This window comes from Accumulibacter sp. (assembly GCF_016789985.1).
GTDB lineage: Bacteria > Pseudomonadota > Gammaproteobacteria > Burkholderiales > Rhodocyclaceae > Accumulibacter.
Map to the genome: position 1 here is coordinate 1 of NZ_JAEUOL010000247.1, position 17,862 is coordinate 17,862.

General features: G+C 66.5%; 11 protein-coding genes and 2 pseudogenes. 6 read left to right on the forward strand and 7 right to left on the reverse strand.

Annotated elements, in window-relative coordinates:
- The 6 genes from JNK99_RS14070 to pbpC all read left to right on the forward strand — a co-directional run.
- A partial coding sequence (locus JNK99_RS14070; protein ID WP_291854164.1) for a flavin reductase family protein occupies positions 1 to 300 on the forward strand: 300 nt, incomplete at its 5' end.
- Between the two features lie 75 nt (positions 301 to 375).
- The gene (locus JNK99_RS14075; protein WP_291854166.1) at positions 376 to 687 is read left to right on the forward strand and encodes an H-NS histone family protein; all 312 of its coding nucleotides are present in this window, start codon (positions 376 to 378) and stop codon (positions 685 to 687) included.
- Between the two features lie 274 nt (positions 688 to 961).
- On the forward strand, positions 962 to 1,966 hold the full coding sequence (gene galE / locus JNK99_RS14080; protein WP_291854168.1) for a UDP-glucose 4-epimerase GalE: 1,005 nt from the start codon (positions 962 to 964) through the stop codon (positions 1,964 to 1,966).
- 9 nt (positions 1,967 to 1,975) lie between these two features.
- Complete coding sequence (locus JNK99_RS14085) at positions 1,976 to 2,794, forward strand: symmetrical bis(5'-nucleosyl)-tetraphosphatase (protein ID WP_291854170.1); 819 nt, start codon at positions 1,976 to 1,978, stop codon at positions 2,792 to 2,794.
- Positions 2,795 to 2,885: 91 nt separating this feature from the next.
- The gene (locus JNK99_RS14090) at positions 2,886 to 8,036 is read left to right on the forward strand and encodes an MG2 domain-containing protein (RefSeq protein WP_291854172.1); all 5,151 of its coding nucleotides are present in this window, start codon (positions 2,886 to 2,888) and stop codon (positions 8,034 to 8,036) included.
- Positions 8,033 to 10,330 (forward strand): penicillin-binding protein 1C, encoded by a 2,298-nt coding sequence (gene pbpC / locus JNK99_RS14095; RefSeq protein WP_291854174.1) that lies wholly within the window; start codon positions 8,033 to 8,035, stop codon positions 10,328 to 10,330. Before JNK99_RS14090 ends, pbpC begins: the two co-directional genes overlap by 4 nt.
- A 99-nt stretch (positions 10,331 to 10,429) precedes the next feature.
- Here pbpC and JNK99_RS14100 read toward each other — a convergent pair.
- The 7 genes and pseudogenes from JNK99_RS14100 to JNK99_RS14130 form a co-directional block, all read right to left on the reverse strand.
- A pseudogene (locus JNK99_RS14100) lies at positions 10,430 to 11,576 on the reverse strand (DDE-type integrase/transposase/recombinase).
- A gap of 140 nt (positions 11,577 to 11,716) precedes the next feature.
- The gene (gene selD, locus JNK99_RS14105; RefSeq protein WP_291854176.1) at positions 11,717 to 13,993 is read right to left on the reverse strand and encodes a selenide, water dikinase SelD; all 2,277 of its coding nucleotides are present in this window, start codon (positions 13,991 to 13,993) and stop codon (positions 11,717 to 11,719) included.
- A 639-nt stretch (positions 13,994 to 14,632) separates the two neighbouring features.
- A complete protein-coding gene (locus JNK99_RS14110; RefSeq protein ID WP_291854181.1) occupies positions 14,633 to 15,568 on the reverse strand; it encodes a lyase in 936 nt (311 codons plus the stop codon).
- A gap of 255 nt (positions 15,569 to 15,823) precedes the next feature.
- Positions 15,824 to 16,765, reverse strand: a pseudogene (locus JNK99_RS14115) (IS1595 family transposase); the annotation flags it as partial.
- A 79-nt stretch (positions 16,766 to 16,844) separates the two neighbouring features.
- The gene (locus JNK99_RS14120; RefSeq protein ID WP_291854178.1) at positions 16,845 to 17,015 is read right to left on the reverse strand and encodes a transposase family protein; all 171 of its coding nucleotides are present in this window, start codon (positions 17,013 to 17,015) and stop codon (positions 16,845 to 16,847) included.
- Positions 17,012 to 17,461 (reverse strand): Druantia anti-phage system protein DruA, encoded by a 450-nt coding sequence (locus JNK99_RS14125; protein WP_291854183.1) that lies wholly within the window; start codon positions 17,459 to 17,461, stop codon positions 17,012 to 17,014. Before JNK99_RS14125 ends, JNK99_RS14120 begins: the two co-directional genes overlap by 4 nt.
- 30 nt (positions 17,462 to 17,491) lie before the next feature.
- On the reverse strand, positions 17,492 to 17,620 hold the full coding sequence (locus JNK99_RS14130; protein ID WP_291854179.1) for a hypothetical protein: 129 nt from the start codon (positions 17,618 to 17,620) through the stop codon (positions 17,492 to 17,494).
- Between the last annotated feature and the right edge of the window lie 242 nt (positions 17,621 to 17,862).

Here is a 17,862-nt window from a genome sequence, read left to right on the forward strand (position 1 = left end):
CAGGCTCGCCATTATGCGGTCAATGTCCTGGCGGTCGATCAGGTGGCCGTTTCCGATCGCTTTGCCAGCCGCGAGGATGATCGCTTCGGCGGAGTTCGAACTGTCCCGGGTATGGCTGGTGTGCCGTTAATCGAAGGTTGCACGGCCTGGTTCGAATGCAGTAACGAGGCCCATTATCCGGGCGGTGACCATCTCATTTTCCTCGGTCGCGTGCAACGCTTTGCCCGTGGCAAGGGGGTCGAGCCGCTGATCTTTCATGGTGGGCGCTATCGGATTTTGGGTGACGAATCGGGACCCTGATGAATGGTGGCGATTCGGTCTGTTGCAATTATCTTCTTTTGGTGTATAAGGACGATTTTCTTCAAGGAGGAGTCTATGGCAACCTACAAGGAGCTACTTGCCCAGCGCGCGTTACTGGAGAAGCAGATCGAAGAGGCCAGGCAGGCAGAGCTTGCGGATGCCATCGCGCGTGCCAGGCAGTTGATTGTCGAGCATGGTTTGACGGCGTCCGACCTCGGTTTCAAGATGGGCGGTGCACTAACGGAGACAATCGTCAAGATGCGCACGCCGGTTGCCATCAAATACCGGGGGCCCAACGGAGAAAGCTGGTCCGGTCGCGGCAAGGCGCCCAACTGGTTGACCAGTCTGGAGGCGCAAGGCCGGGATCGCAACGAGTTCCTCGTTTAGTCGTACTCCCCGGACGCGCCAGCCGCGGCGCGCCCCGAGGGACAACGCTGTGCGGGTGCCACCTGCACGCGTTGCGCAAGAAACCGTTCGGGCTCCCCCGGCCCCGGGCCAAGGCGCCTGCCGAGCAGGACACGGCTAGTGCCCGGGACGGTCGACGATCATGCCGGTCGAACACCTGATCGAGCGTGGGCAGGGTGTTCGCTTGTGTCGCCGGTCGGCGCTATCGACAAGAGATAATACCCGGCAGTTAAGCCATAATTTCAAGGGCTAGACGATGAACATCCTGGTCACCGGAGGTTGCGGCTATATCGGTTCGCATGCCTGCGTCGCGCTGCTTCTGGCGGGGCACGATGTGAGCGTGGTCGACGATTTATCCAACAGCAGCGTCGAGGTGCTCGAACGGGTCGCCCGGATTGCCGGCCGAAAACCCGTTTTCTTCCTGGGCGATGTACGCGACCGTGGCTTGCTGCGGCGGGTCTTTACGGCATCACCGGTCAATGCCGTGATTCATTTCGCCGGTCTGAAGTCGGTTGGTGAATCAGTCGCACAGCCTTTGCGCTATTATCATTGCAATGTCGGCGGGGCGATTGCGCTGTGCGAGGCGATGATCGACGCGGCGGTGAAGACCCTGATTTTCAGTTCGTCGGCGACGGTTTATGGTGATCCGGCCTCGGTACCGATCCGGGAGGATTTTCCGCGTTCGGCGACCAATCCCTACGGTGCCGGCAAGCTGATAATCGAAGACATCCTGGCCGATGTCTTTAGCGCCGACCCTGCCTGGCGGATTGCCCGCCTGCGTTATTTCAATCCGGTCGGTGCACACGAAAGCGGGCTGATCGGCGAAGAGCCGAATGGCATTCCGAATAACCTGCTGCCGTATATCGCGCAGGTCGCTGAAGGGCGGCGCCCATATCTCAAGGTTTTCGGGAGCGATTATCCGACCCCCGACGGTACCGGCGTCAGGGATTACATCCACGTCATGGATCTGGTCGACGGTCACCTCGCCGCACTGACTTACCTGCTCGACAAGGGTGGACTGCTGACGGTCAACCTCGGCACCGGAAATGGCTACTCGGTGCTCGAAATGATCCGTGCCTTTGCCGCGGCGAGCGGCCGCCCGGTGCCTTACCGGCTGGCGCCGCGCCGGGCGGGGGATGTCGCCGCCTGCTACGCCGATCCGCAACTTGCTGCCCGCTTGCTCGGCTGGACGGCGCGCCGTGGAATCGATCTGATGTGCAGCGATGCCTGGCGTTGGCAGCAGCAGCGGACGGCAGGCTGATCGGCGGACATGGCCACCTACGCCATCGGCGACATCCAGGGCTGCTTCGACTCGCTGCTGCACCTGCTCGACAAATGCCGTTTCGACCCGGCCAGTGATCGCCTGTGGCTGGTCGGCGACCTGGTGAATCGCGGTCCACGCTCGCTCGACACCCTGCGCTTCGTGCGCGCTCTCGGTTCGGCGGTGATCAGCGTGCTGGGCAACCACGATCTCTATCTGCTCATGGCCGCCGCCGGTTTTGGCCGGCGCGGCAAGGGCGATACGCTCGACGAGATCCTCGATGCACCGGATCGCGAGGAACTGCTGGACTGGCTGCGCAGGTTGCCCCTGTGCCATCGCGAGGGCGAGTTCTGCCTGGTGCATGCCGGCCTGCTGCCGCAATGGACGACAGCGCGCGCGCGTGCCCTGGCGGCAGAGGTCGAGGCAGCACTCAGTGGCCCGGCTTACCTCGACTTCCTGGCCAACATGTGGGGTAGCGAACCGGCCGCCTGGAGCGATGACCTGGAGGGCTGGCCACGCCTGCGCGTCATCGTCAACGCGATGACCCGGATGCGTTTCTGTTCGCTGGCCGGGGTGATGGACCTGAAGACCAAGGGCGAGGCGGCCGATGCGCCACCGGATCACCTGCCGTGGTTCGAGATTCCGGGCCGGCTCAGCGCGGTCGATGTGATGGTGATTGGCCATTGGTCGGCACTCGGCCTGCGCGTCGAACCGAGGCTGCTGGCGCTCGATTCGGGTTGCCTGTGGGGTCGTCACCTGACGGCCATCCGGCTTGAGGATCGGGCGCTCTTCCAGGTCGACTGCTCGGCCGGCGAAGCGTCGGCCTGAACTCCCGCGGTACGCTGCACGTCGAGCGCCGCAGCCGGCTCGGTCGCCTGCCTGCTAGAATGCGCACAGCATTTCTCCGGAGGAGGGTCGCATGCAGATCACAGGGTGGGCCAGAAAGCGCAGGCTGCAACAGATGGTCGCACTGGTGGTGGCCGTCGTGCTGGCGATTGCGGGCCTGTTGGCGCTCGGGAATCTGCCGGGCGGCAAGGGTGAGCCGGCTGGTGAAGGCGTGCGCTTCGAGGTAGTCGACGGTGCGCATCGCGAACTCGACGGTTCCCCGGCGCTGGCGCTCTCGTTCAGTCTGCCACTCGAGGCGAAGGGCGATCAGAACCGTTTTCTCCAGGTGCTCGAGATGCCGCCCGAAAGCCCGCCCGCGGCCGGTGGCCAGCCGGCGGATGCGGCCGAGAACGAGGACGGCGTGTCGCGCCCGGACGATGCCGGCCGGAGCAGCCGGGCGGCCGCGGACACCGAGCTCGACGGTGGCCAGCCGGTAGCCGGTTCCTGGGTGGTGGGCGACAACCCGCGCCTGCTGTTCTTCCCGCACATCAAGCCGCAGACCCGCTATGTGGTGCGCGTGCAGGCCGGGCTGATGGCGGGCAATGGCAGCAAGCTCGAAACGGAGACGCGTTTCTCGATTCGCACCGCGGCCGTCGCCCCGGCCTTCTACTTTGCCAGCCGCGGCATGGTCCTGCCAGCCGGACAGAACGGCGGTCTGCCGGTGACCACGGTCAATGTGCCCGAAGTGGACATCGAGTTCCTGCGGGTCAAACCCGAGCAGTTGACGACGTTCCTCGAACAGGTCATCGCCGGACCACCACCTGCCAGCGCGTCGGGCGTTCGGGCAGCGCTTGGCGAGAACGGCGATGGCGAGGAGGGGGAGGAGGAGCACTACCGCTCCGGCAGTCGCCTCAAAGGCGCGGTGGGCAGTTGGGAACTCGACCAGATCCACCGGATGACGACCAGCAGTTTCATCGGACGCTTTCTCACCGAGCAGAAAGCGAATCGTCGCAGCGTCACCTTCATTCCGGTGGAGAACATACCGGCATTGCGCGAACCGGGCGTTTACGTGGCGGTGATGTCGCAGCCGAACCGCTTCCGTGACGATTACCAGGTCGGCTACTTCTACGTCAGCAACCTCGGACTGCACCTGCGGCAGTATCCCAACCGTGGAGCCGACGCCTATGTCAGTTCGCTGACCGATGGTCAGGCGCAGCCGGGGGTCGAGGTGAGCTGGCTGGACAGCCAGGGCAGGACGCTGGGCCGCAGTCAGACCGACCGTGACGGCCGTGCCACCTTCGCCGAGCGACCGGCCGCGGCGCGCGTGCTGATCGCCAGGAAGGGCGAGCAGATGTCGCTGATCACGCTCAAGGAGCCGGCCCTCGATCTGGCGGAATTCGACGTCGCCGGCATGCCCTACACTCCGCTGCGTCTCTTCGCCTACAGTGGCCGCAACCTGTACCGCCCGGGCGAGCGCTTCGAAGTCTCGGTGATCGCCCGCGATGCCGATGGCCACCCGGTGCCGCCGCAGCCGATCCAGGCGATTCTCCGGCGCCCCGACGGCAAGACGCAGTGGACCGCAATCTGGCAGCCGGACGACGGATTCGGCGCTTACTACCGGCGCCGCATCGAGTTACCGGCTGATGCCGCCACCGGTTCCTGGAACCTCGAACTGCGCGCCGATCCGGCCGCCAAGCTGGCCGGTACCAGCCTGCAGTTCGCGGTCGAGGAGTTCCTGCCGGAACGGATGCAACTCGACCTGGCGACCGCCAGTCAGCGTCTGGCGGGTGACGCCGACTGGCGCATCGAGGTCGTCGGGCGTTACCTTTATGGCGCACCGGCGGCCGCTAACCGCCTGCTCGGTGTGGTCACCAGCGAGCGCAATCCTAACCCGCTGGCGCAGAAACTGCCCGGCTTCGTCTTCGGCGATGCCGACGAGAATAATGCCAAGGCACGCAGCGAACTGCCCGAACAACAGCTCGACGAACAGGGTCGGGCGACGCTCGAAATCGATCTCGATGGCGTGACCAGGCGGCGTTCACCGTTCACCGTGCGCACCACGCTGAGCCTGCTCGAGAGTGGCGGCCGGCCGGTGGTGCGCAGCATCGAACGGGTGTGGTGGCCGGCACCGGTGCTGGTCGGGCTGCGCCCGCTGTTCGTCGGCGCCTACGCGCGCGAGGGCGTGACTGCCGATTTCGAGGTGGTACGTGCCGACGCCGAGGCCACCCTGCACCCCGGGAAGGCACTCCCGGTGCGCCTGTTCCGCGAGAACCGGAACTACTACTGGCGTTTCGACGATCAGCGCGGCTGGAATTCGGGCTTTACCGAAAGTGATGAACTGGTAACCACGATGCAGGTCTCGCTGCCCGCTGGTGGCCGGGGCAAGCTGAGTCTGCCGGTCAAGTACGGCCGTTACCGGGTCGAGATTCTCGATCCCGAAACCGGCCGGACGACACGCTTCCGCTTCTACGCCGGCTGGGCCGCGAAGGACGACGAGACGCAGGGCGTCCGCCCCGATCGGGTGGCGCTCAAACTCGACAAACCGGCCTATTCACCCGGCGACAAGCTGCGCCTGACGATCACGCCACCACATGCCGGCCAGGCGCTGGTCACCGTCGAGGGCGATCGGGCGCTCTGGGTGCGCCGTTTGTCGCTCGATGCCGACGGCGGGACGGTCGACATTCCACTCGACAAGGAGTGGAAGCGGCACGACCTCTACGTTTCGGTGATGGTGTTGCGCCCCGGCAGCGGTGGCGATCGGGTGACACCGGCGCGCGCCCTCGGGCTGGCCTACATTCCGCTCGAGCGTAGCCAGCGCCGGCTTGCGGTGAGCCTCGAGGCGCCGCAGAAAATGGAGCCCGAACAGCCCCTGAAGGTAAAGATCAAGGTGCCCGAAGCGAGTGGCCAGAAAGCGCTGGTGACCCTTTCTGCGGTCGATGCCGGGATCCTCAATATCACCCGCTATGCGAGCCCCGATCCCTTCGCCTTCTTTTTTGCCAAGCTGCGCTACGGCGCCGACGCTTACGATGTCTATGGCCGGCTGATCGAAAAGATGGATGGCCAGAAGGGCAAGCTCAAGTTCGGCGGTGACGCCGCTCCCAAGCCGACACGCAGCCTGCCGAAGAAGGTCCACCTGGTGGACCTGTTCAGCGGCCCGGTACTGCTCGACGACAGGGGTGAGGCCGAGGTCACGCTGCCGGTACCGGATTTCAACGGCAGCCTGCGCCTGATGGCCGTGGTGGCGAGTGCCGAGCGCTTCGGCATGCAGGAGGCCGAGGTGACCGTCGCGGCACCGCTCGTCGTCGAACTCGCCACGCCGCGTTTCCTTTCGGTCGGCGACAGCGCCGTCCTGGCACTCGACGTGCAGAACCTCGCCGGCAGGGAGCAGGAGCTGCGAGTTGCCCTGAGCAACCGCGACGGCCTGTCGATCAAGGGTGGCGAACATCAGTTCACGCTGAGGGACCAGCAGAAGCGGAGCTTGCGCATTCCGATCGAAGCCGGCAGTGCGATCGGTCTGACCGAGATCCAGGTCAGGGTCGACAGCCCGCGGCGCAAGATCGAGCGCAGTTTTCCGTTGCTCGTGCAGGCACCGACACCAAGGCAGTCGGCGGTCAGGCGCCTGGTCATCGGAGCCGGCGAAAGTGTCGAGTTGCGCGAAGCCGATCTGGGTGGCCTGCTGCGGCAGAGCGTCAGCGCGACACTGGCGGTTTCCGACAAAACGCCGATCGACGTGCGCAGCGCGGTGCGGGGCCTGTTGGACTACCCCTACGGCTGCGCCGAGCAGACCACCAGCAGCGCTTATCCGCACATCTTCGTCGACGAGGTGATGGCCAGGCAGTTCGCGCTCAAGCCTCACAGTCTGGCGCAGCGCGCCGAAATGGTCGACAAGGCGATCGCCCGGCTGGCCGGCATGCAGGCGCCCAACGGCGGCTTCAGCCTGTGGGGCAACCTCGCGGAGTACCAGTACTGGCTCTCTGCCTACGTTGCCAACTTCCTGCTCGACGCCCGCGAGCAGGGCTTCAACGTCCCGCCCGAGGTCGAGAAACGCGCTCTCGACTTCCTGCTCAGAGGGCTGCAGGAAGGGGTCGCCGGCCTGCCGAGCGGTGCCGTCAACTACCATGCCAGTTCGATCTGGAACGACCCGCGCTACGCCGGCGCGGGCCGTTTCGGCGTGCTCGCCTACGGTGCCTACGTTCTCGCCCGCCAGGGTAAGGCGCCGCTTGCCACGTTGCGCCAGTTGCACGAGGTGCAGGCGGCCGCCCATTCCGGGCTGGCGCTGGTCCACCTCGGCCTGGCGCTCAAGCTGATGGGCGACGAGACGCGTGCCGCCAGCGCGATCGACGCCGGCATCAGAAAGCCGCGTGGTGGCCCGGAACACGCCTGGTGGGGCGATTACGGCAGCAATCTGCGCGACTGGGCGATGATCTACGTCCTGCTCGACAAGCACCGGGTCAAGGCCGAAGGGCGGGAGAACCTGGTCAGCCAGGTCGCCGGCGCCATGGAGGGTCGCCGCTACTACAGCACGCAGGAACAGCTCGCACTTTTCCTGCTCGGCCGCGACTTCGCCAGCCAGACGGGTGGCGAATGGGTTGCCGACCTGTTTGCCGCCGGTCGGACGCTGCCGATCGGCGGCAGGGGAACGCAGTTCCATTCGCTCACGGCGGCTGAAGTGGCGAGCGGCGTGACGATCCGCAACAAGCACAAGGAGCGCCTGTTCATCGAGCTCAACTTGAGTGGCCATCCGGCCAGGATGCCGCCGGTGCGGCGTGATGTTTTCGACCTGAAGCGCGACTGGTTTGGCGCCAACGGCCAGCCGCTCGGCAACCGGACCTTGCGCGTCGGCGAAACGGCGCTCGTCCGGCTGCAGGTGAAGACTAATGGACGCATCGCCAACGGCCTGATCGTTGACCACATCCCGGCCGGTGTCGAGATCGAGAACACCAACCTGGTCCAGGGCGAGCAGTCGGCAGTCACCGTCGACAACGTCGACCCGCGCCAAGCGATGCAGAACAGCAACATCCGGCATGTCGAATTCCGCGATGACCGCTTCGTCGTCGCCGCCAGACTGGCCGACAGGATGCAGTTCTACTACCGCGTCCGCGTCGTCACTCCGGGCCGCTTCGTGGTTCCTCCGACCTACGCTGAAGACATGTACCAGCCGCAGATCTATGGCCTGTCCGGTGGCGAGGACGTGCTGACGATCAGCGACGGCAGCAGGGAAGAAGGCGCCGGCACGAAGAAATGAAACCCTGGCTGCGCTTGGTACTGGCAGCACTCCTCGTGCTGCTGCTGGTCGCCGACCAGCTTTTTCCGCCACCCTTGCCGGGCCGCTCGACAGCGCAGGCGCAGGTCGTTCTGGCGCGTGACGGCACCCCGCTGCGCGCCTTCCCCGACCATGCACATGTCTGGCGTCACCCGCTGCGGCTCGAGCAAGTGTCGCCACGCTACCTCGAGGCGCTGATCACCTTCGAAGACCGCAGCTTCTGGTGGCATCCCGGAGTCAACCCCTGGGCCTTGCTGCGCGCCGGCGCTCAGTGGCTGCAACACGGACACATCGTTTCCGGCGGTTCGACGCTGACCATGCAGGTCGCCCGCCTGCTCGAACCGACACCGCGCACGCTCACCGGCAAGCTGCGTCAGATCGCGCGGGCGCTGCAGCTCGAGCTGCGCTGCTCGAAGCGCGAGATCCTGGAGATTTACCTCGCTTTTGCACCGATGGGCGGTGTCCTCGAAGGCGTCGAGGCGGCCAGCCGTGCCTACCTCGGCAAACCGGCGCGACGCCTGAGTGCATCCGAGGCGGCGTTGCTTGTCGTGTTGCCGCAGGCGCCGTCCTTGCTGCGTCCCGATCGCCACCCCGAGCGCGCCCGCCTGGCGCGTGACAAGGTGCTCGAGCGCATGGCCGGACAGTGGGGGGTGACAACCGTTGCCGAGGCACGCCAGGAGCCGGTGATCGCCCAGACCGTACGTGAGCCGCTGCTCGCGCCGCTCCTTGCCGAGCGTCTGCGCCGCCAGCAACCCGGCCAGGCACTGATCCGGAGCACGCTCGACGCCAGCCTGCAGCAGAGCGTCGAGCAACTCCTCACGCTGCGCCTGGCGGTGCTGCCGCCACGCGTCTCGATGGCGGCCCTGGTGGTCGACAATGCGACACTCGAAGTACGCGTCTATGCCGGCTCGGCTGATTTTGCCGATGACGAACGCTTTGCCCATGTCGACATGGTGCAGGCCGCCCGTTCGCCGGGCTCGGCCCTCAAACCCTTCCTCTATGGTCTGGCGCTCGATGAGGGTCTGATCCACTCGGAGTCGCTGCTCGCCGACGTCCCGCAGTCGTTTTCCGGCTATCAGCCGGGCAATTTCCAGGCCAACTTCAGCGGACCGGTGGGCGTCACGGAAGCGCTGCAACGCTCGCTCAACGTACCTGCGGTCGAAGTTCTCGCCCAGCTCGGGCCGCAGCGCTTCGTCGCACTGCTGCGCCGCGGCGGACTCAGGCTCGAACTGCCGCGGGGCGCGACGCCCAACCTCAGCGTCATCCTCGGCGGCGCGGCGGTCAATCTCGAAGGGCTGGTGAGCGCCTACACGGCGCTGGCGCGTGGCGGCGTCAGCGGCCGGCCGCGCTACTTCGCCGATGCCCCGCGCAGTGAGGCCCGCATGCTCAGCGAAGGCGCCGCCTTCATCATCCGCGATCTGCTTGAAGCGGGTGGTCCGGTTGCGCGCCAGGTCGATGGCGGAGCCGGGGCACGGCGCGGCATCGCCTGGAAAACCGGTACCAGCTTCGGCTTCCGCGATGCCTGGGCGGTCGGGGTCAGCGACCGCTTCACCGTCGGGGTGTGGGTTGGACGACCGGACGGGACGCCCAACCCGGGCTTCTTCGGCGCCAACATTGCCGCCCCCTTGCTGGTCGATATCTTCGCGACCATCGATGACTCGCCGCTCCAGGCACGCACGCCGCCGGCCAGTGTATCGACGGCACGGGTCTGCTGGCCATTGGGCACGCGCAGCGAGGAGACGCTACCCGAACTCTGTCACCAGCAGCGCACCGCCTGGATCCTCAACGGCACGGCACCACCGACCTTCCCCGATCGCTTGCGCGGCGGTGCGGCGCATTATGTCGACCAGCGCGACCCGACGAGTGGTCAGCGCGTGCGCGCCGGCTGTGCCGCGGGCGACATGCAGGCGGTCCACATGGCGCGCTGGCCGGCGGCGCTCGAACCCTGGCTCGACGGCGCAACGCGTCAGCGGGCACTGCCGCCCGCCTGGGCACCGGCCTGCAGGGCTGTCAGTGCGCCTGATTCTGGTCTCAGGATCGTCGGTCTCAGTGACGGCGAGACCATCCGCCGCGCCGGCAACGGCCCGCCGCCCGAACTGCGGCTGGAAGCGCAGGGCGGCCAGCAGGAACTGATCTGGCTGCTCAATGGCCGACAACTCGGCCGTGTGCCGGCGGGATGCGACTTGCCGCAAAGCTTCGTCGAGGCGGGGCGCTACCAGATCACGGTGATGGACGCCGCCGGGCACTACGATCGGATCGAGATCAGTGTGCGCTGAGTCCGGCGCCGGCCCGGCGGTGCCCTCAGGTTCAAGGCCGCTAGCCAGTGGATGGGGCGCACCTGAGGTTTCCTCTGTTTCGTCTTCCAAAGGGTGGGGTCATGCGACCTGTTTTTCCTGATGCGGGGTGCTGAGCCACTGCGCCATGAACGGTGCAGGAGACAGATGGCCCAGGTTCGAAGCGGGCGCTTCCGGTTGTAGAACCCCTCGATGCACTCAAAGCTGGTGGCCTTCATGTCGGCCTGACTGCCAGGTTGCCCGCCAGGTACTCGTTCGTTCCCGAAGCGGTTGAACCCACTCTCGGTCGGTGCGTTGTGCCGGGCTTCGCTCTCTCGCCTGACGGCTCGCGAAACAGCGCTTCGCTTGTTTCCCCAGCCATTGCCTTTCCGGCTCATCGAGCACGTCCTGCCGCATTCCTCGATCTGGTCCTGAAAGGCGTGGCTGGCGTGCAGGCTTCCCCGGGGTCGGAGTGATGTATCAGGCTTGCCGCCGGTCTGTGGCGGAACCAGGCCATGGTCAGGACATCCGTCACGATATCTGCCGTCATGCGCGGTTTGCGCAACCCGACCCTTTCGTGGTTGAACAAATCCGGCACAATGACCAGGTACAGACAGCCTTCATCGATTCATGGGCAGGCGATGTCCGGGGGCCAGACCTGATTCGGTGCCGTAGGCGTGAAGTTGTGGGCCAGCAGGTCATCGGCGACCGGCAGGCCATGGCGAGAATACGTCATCATTTGGTCGCGCGCCGCCCGTGGCGGGCAGTTCCGTTTGCGCGCCTCCGCCTCTCCCCCGCTCCTTGCTCGCCGAGAAACCTCGCGCTCGCAGGAATGGCTCGGAGCAGCGTCAGCACCTGCTTGTCCGTCAGCCGCTTGCGGTCCGGGACACCCCACCCTTCCCGGCGCGATGACCACCGATGCTCACCTTCAATGCAGCGCACGGTTCCACCAGCCCGAATTCCCGCCGATGTGCGTCAATCCGGGCATCCTTCACAGGGCATTCCTTGCTCAGTACGTCGCGGTTTTTCTGGCTATTTCAAGCTCCCCCTTGAGAGACGGGGGGTTCTCCGCTCGCAATGGTGACACCGCCATCTCCTCTGCCGTCAGCATCTTGCTCCCGCGCCGTTCGGTTTGCCATTCGCCATTCGCTGCCGCCTTCACCCGGTTGCACAAGGTCTGTTCGACCAACCCCAACTCCCTTGCCACCACTCCGGCCGTCTCGCCTGTCTTCACCCGCTTCTCCGCCAGTTCGCCGAGCTCCGGCGTTTATGCCGGTTCCGGTATCTCCATTTGGCGATTCCGGAGTGACTGAATTTCACGTGACCCTTGGCAGACGAAATTTCGGAGGGAAGCTCAGATTTGTGGCTCCCGCTTGGCGCGTGCCCCGCTCAGCAACGCAGGGAAATCGGTTCCCTCTCCGCACCGGCCGGCAGCACGCGACCGATGCAGGCAGCACGCGTGTAGCCCAGTGCTTGCAGTTCGGCAAGGCAGGCGGTCGCCCGTTCGGCCGGCACGCTGGCCAGCAGGCCGCCGGCGGTTTGCGGGTCGAAGAGCAGCGGGTAGTTGGCATGCCGCCGGGCGGTGGGCTGGTTGCGCAGGGCGCGGTGCAGGCGGACGTTGGCCGGCTGCAGCGAGTTGAGGATGCCCGCCGCGGCGGTTTCGGCGGCGCCGTCGAGCAGCGGCAGGGCGTCGAGGTCGATCTCGGCGTCCACGCCGGACAGACGGGTCATCTCGACCAGATGGTCGAGCAGGCCGAGGCCGGTCAGATCGGTACAGGCGGTGGCGCCATGCGCGATCAGGCAGGGTACCGCGGCGCGGTTCGATTGCTGCATCGAGGCCAGCGCGGCGTCGATCCAGCGGCCGCGCGCCTGCAGGCGGGCGTGCGCGGCGAACAGAGTGCCGGTGCCGATCGGTTTGGTGAGGAGGAGCGCGTCGCCGGACCGCATGCCGCCCTTGCACAGGACCTTGTGCAGCCCTTCGTCGATCAGCCCGTTGATGGCGAAACCGAGAGCCAGCTCGCGTCCCTCGCCGGTATGGCCGCCGACCAGCGCGCAGCCGGCCTCGTTGAGCACCGCAACGGCGCCGGCCATCATCTGGTACACGGTGTCCTCGACCTTGCTTTCCAGCCCCGGCGGTACGGTGGCGATGGCCGTCGCCGACTGCGGCGTGCCGCCCATGGCGAAGATGTCGCCGAGCGCGTGGTTGGCGGTGATCCGCCCGAAAACCCAGGGGTCGTCGATGAAGGCACGAAAGAAATCGACCGTATGCAGCAGCACGCTACCCGCCGGCACGCGCAGCACGGCCACATCATCCGGTGCGTGCAGACCGATCAGCACGTCGTCACGTTCGATCGGCCGAACCTGGGCGAGGGCGCGCGACAGCACGCTCGCCCCGACCTTGGCGCAGCCACCGCAGCGCATGGCGATCGCCGAGATCGCCGGCGTCTGTTCGGCAGCGTCAAGCGACGGCGACTCGACCAAGCCCGGTGCTGCCTGCTGCGTGATCGGCGGGAATTCGCTGAAGCGGCGCATGAAGCGGCGGTCGATCCAGTTCTTCCAGCGCCATACCCAGTCACCGCGTGCGAACAGCCAGCCGCGTGAGGCGATCGCGTGCCGATCGCCGGTGCTGATCAGTGCCAGCCAGCGGCGCTGCGGGCGATAGGAGACCAGCGGCTGGCGCAGCACGCTGCGCCGCAGGTTGGCGGCCAGCGGCCGGCCCATGCGCACGGCAAGGACGCCGGCCTTTTCGAGCGGCCGGTCGATCAGCGAGGCGCAATCGCCGGCCGCGAAGATCAGCGGGTCGCTTTCGCTCTGCAGCGTGTCGCGCACGCGGATGAAGCCGTCGGCATCGAGCGCCAGCCCGCTGTCGCGCAGCCACGGCGCACCGCCGGCCTGCGTCACCCAGACGATCTCGTCGGCCGCCAGCACTTCGCCGCCGCGCGCCTGCAGGCAGCCGGCGGCGACTTCGACGACCTCGGCGCCGCGGTGGATCACCACCCCACGCTCGCCCAGCACGCGTTCAAAGGCGCGGCGCACGGCGGCATTGTGCGTCGGCAGAATGTTGGCCTCGGCGGAGAAGAGGTGAAACACCAGTTCGTCGGGATGGCGGCCCAGCGCCAGCAGTTCGCGGCGCAGCCGGTAGTGCATGGCCAGGGTCAGCTCGACGCCGCCGGCGCCGGCGCCGACGACGGCGATCGTCGTCCGCCCGGCGTGCGCCCGGATGCGGGCCAGCAGGGCCAGCCAGCGTTCGTTGAAACGGCGGATCGGCTTGACCGGCACCGCGTGTTCGGCGGCGCCATGTACGCGCACCAGTTGCGGCGTCGAGCCGATGTTGATCGACAGCACGTCGTAAGGCACGGCCGGTCGCGTACGGCAGAGCACCTTGCGCGCGGCGCGGTCGATGCCGACCACCTCGTCGAGAAAATAGCGCGCCCCGGCGAACTCGGCCAGCCGGCGCAGATCGATATGCACCGCGTCGAAGTCGTAGTGCCCGGCGATGTAGCCGGGCAGCATGCCCGAGTAGGGAGTTTCGGTATCGGTACAGATGACGCTCAGGCGAACGCCGGGCAGCGGCTGCATGGCGAACATGCGCAGCACGCCGACGTGGCTGTGGCCGCCACCGATCAGGATGATGTCGCGGAGTATCGGGCTGCCTGCCGTCTGCACTCAGGATGTTCCTGCCAATTGTTCAGCCGGCAGTGTGACCAGCCGGAGCGGACGGGACGCTGCCCTTCTCCCCGGCATTCGCTGCAGGGAGGCTTGTGCGGCTCGTTTGCGCCATTGCAGGAAGCCGACGATGGCCAGCAGGGCAAGCTCCGGGGCATAGCCGGAGACGGCGGCAGTGGCCGCCGGCGGGGCGTGATTGACCGTGGCGATGACCAGCACCAGCCCGGGTTGCGCATCGCCGGCACGACCGCAACGGCCGGCCGCACGGCAGCATCGTGCCCGGCGAGATGGCCATCGGCATGATGCCCGCTGCGCTCGGCCCCTTCAGCCCGAGAAACTTCACCGCCAGCACGGCGACGGGTCCGATCCATTGCAGGGGGATGAGCATGTGGGCGCAGGAGAGCAGCGAAGTCGGGTTTCAGGTCGGGCGCTGCCGAGCGACACCCCTGGTCGTCGGCCGCGCTCCAGGGGAGCCGGTGTGCTGCAGTCGATACGAGCGCGACGAGTATGTTTGATCTGCGCGCGGACTGTCAATCGGTGATTGATCGACCGGCCAGCGCACGCCGCGGGACGGTCCGTGCGCAAGGCACGGAGATGGGGGGTCGGTCGCCGGCGCGACCGCCACTCTCGCCAGCGGCTTCAATGCCTGACGACAACCAGACGATCCGCACCCGACTCGGCGCCCCAGGCCTCGCCGGCGCGACCCAGCATCTGGCGGACACTCGCACTGCGCGCGTTGCTCGGAAAACTCTCGAAGGTCTCGCTCTTGGGGTCGAAGCGCACGATGGCATTGGCCGAGAAGTCGGTCAGCCAGACTTTGTCGCGCTCGTCCACCCAGACGGAATAGGTGCACGGCGCGGTGCCGGGCAGCTTCCAGGCCCGCCAGGTGTGGCTAGCGGGATCGTAGGCGCTGACCTGGCCGCTGCGCCATTCGCTGACCCAGATGCGGCCGGTCGAATCGCTCCACACGCGCCGCGCTCCCTGATCGGGTGTCGGAGGGTCGATCGGCGTAGCCTCGCCGCTCGCCAGGTCGATGCGCGCGATATGGCTGCCGGCCAGCGACGCGTAGTACACCTCGCCGGCTGGTGTCGTGGCGATGCCGTAAGGTCCGCTGCCGCGCGGCGATTTCCACAGGTCCACCTTGCCGGTCGTCGGATCGAGTCGCCCGTAGAACCCCGTCTGGCCGGTAAACCACAGGCGGCCCGATCTGTCGAAGGTCGCCGTGTTGAGGTTGGCATGGGAGCTGCCCGGCAGCGGCCAGCGTTTCACCAGCCGGGTCAGCGGGTCGACGCGCACGATGGCGTTGAGGCCGCTGTCGGTTACCCAGGGCGCGCCATCGGGGCCGATGATCACGCCGTGCGGCGACGAGCCTTCACCCAGCGCGATCTGTTCGACCTTGCCGCTGGTCGGGTCAAGCCGCCCGAGCGCGCCCTGTCCCTGCGCTGTGTACCAGACCGGGCCACCCGGTTGCGGGTCGGGTGCCACGTCGTGCGGCCGCGCCCCGCTCGGCACCTCGTAATAGGTCACCTCGGCCGCTGTGGCCAGTGTGGCAAAGGCCAGGCAGGACAGCCCCATGGTCAGTCGATCGAGCAAAGTGTTCATCGGTTTCTCCTGTGCTGTTCTGGTTTCTCGGGCTCGTGTGCGGGCGGGATTGCTTCCTGCCGCCGGAGAGTGGCAGCATGGGCGCCGTTGCCGTGACAGACGCCGGTGGCCGCCCCCGGGCAGATGCTGCGCTCGCTCCGTACGAGCGGGCCGGCGCGGTGGCAGTCCCGATCGCCACAATAGCGAAACATGGCTGTCCGGCAAAGCAGGACCTGACCAGCCACGAACGTCAGCCGCCCGGGTGGCGCACTGGGGCCGTGGCGCACAGATTGCTGCGGCGATGAGGAACCGCTCGTTGAGCGTCCCGAGATCGCATCGGCGATTGAAACGGCGGTTGAATCGGTAGGCGAAAGCCGTGAGGTCTTGAGCACCATACTTGCGGAAGGCACGCACATGGTCGCAACCCGAAAGGCGGGTCTTGAGATTGCCCAGGATCGTGTTGCCCCCCCCTTGAACTCGGGCCGCTCCTTGAGCTTTCGCCCGTCTACGACGGTCGGCTGGTGATCGCCGCCGGCTTCGGACACGGCGTTGCAGCAAGCCAGACCAGCCGGCCGCACCGTCGATCCCGGTACGAGGGGGCTCCTGGCCCACTCGGCAAGGAGCTTCCGCGTCAAACCGGGAACGAGCGAGAATTTGGCGCGCAAGGGATGGCCCTCCTCGCTCGACGAGACCGCCGCCAGGAACGGGAGCTTGTGCTCCGAACCGCGCCCCGCCTTGCCGTCCGGGCGTTCGCTGCCCAAGGACGCGTCATCGACCGGCCCCTCGCCGCCGAGCCGATGGCGCGCTTCTCTCTGTTCCATCGCCCGCATCAGCTTGTGGGGGATCAACCAGGCGGTGGGATCGCCCACCCCCAGGTGCCGCTTCAGTGCCAACGCCGACAGACCCGTCCAGGGAGATCGCCAGGAACCCCACGGTCAGCGGCAGCTTACTGCCCTGAAACACCGTGTCGGCAATCCGTAACGTTTGATGCCGACAGGCGTTGCATTGAAACCCCTTGCCCGAGCCCCCGCGCAAAACACCATGCGCTGTCTTCCCACCGCACGGGCAGCAAAAGCCGTGTGGCCAACGGGCCGCCTCCAGCGCTGCCGCGCACTGCGGCTCGTTGCCAAAGCGCTGGAAGAACTCGGGCATCGATAAGCCGTCCTGAAATGGGATGTGGTTCATGGCCATGACGGCGCACTCCGTGTCATGACAGAGTGCAGGACACGCCTGGCTGGGCTTACAGGATGAGTCCGGATGACGATGATTGCTAATCAGGATCGGCGATGGCTTTGTAGCTGCGCATCCCGCACAGGGTCGCGGCGGTCGCGATGACCAGCACGCTCGGCAGAGGATGGCGCTTGCCTTGGACGCGGCGCAGATCCGGAATGGCCGCAAAAAAGTCGGGAAGCCGACGCATCTGTTCGGCGCTGAGCATCATTCGGGGCACTCCTTGAGCATAGGCGGGGGGAGAAACGAGCGGGAAAGCTGGGCTGGCGCATCGCGCTGCAGCGGCCCGGCGAAAACCAGCTTGGGGGACTCCGAGTGGGCCGTGTACCCGGCTCGGGTGCGACGAAAGCCTTGGGTCAGCCCCAGGCACATCCCGTTCGCGGCCCGGCAGACCGTGCCCTGAAAACGCGAAGGATCGACAAAGGTCTCCAGCAGGAGGATCCGCTTGCCGAAACGGTCTGGCCAGTCTGCGACGATCCTCTCCTGGCACAGCGAAAGCACCTTCGAACCCAGATTCGGGCGGTGCCAGTCGGGCAGAATCAGAAACCGGCTATTGTTGGCGATCAACCCCGGACGATCATACTGATGCCGGAAATCCCAGCCGATCCAGCGATCACGAACCCCACATTTCCACGCCGCGGCAGAAAAACTGAGCAGAGCTACCCAGTCCTCGCCCCAAGTAGCGACCTAGCACAGCAGGTGACCGATCTTCGCCCGATCGTCCAGATAGGGGTGTCGCGCCATCAACTCCCGATAGCGACCCTCTTCGCTCTTCTCGATCGGGCGCATACGCAACACATCAAATCCCGCTTCCATCCACCCTTTATCCCGCGATCTTCGCCCGATGTCCGCGGGCGATCCCTAACCGACGGATTTCTCAAGTATTTGCCGTTAGGACAAAGGCACCCTGGGATGATCGCTTACCACCTATCATGTTTCGGCCCCCTGAAAGAACTTGGGAAGAGGCAGTGCGCTGGCAGCGCGTCTCAAGAGAAGGCGGATGCCGCGTTTGAACCAGGAAAGGGCACTGCGATAGGCTTTGCGGACACTCCAATGGT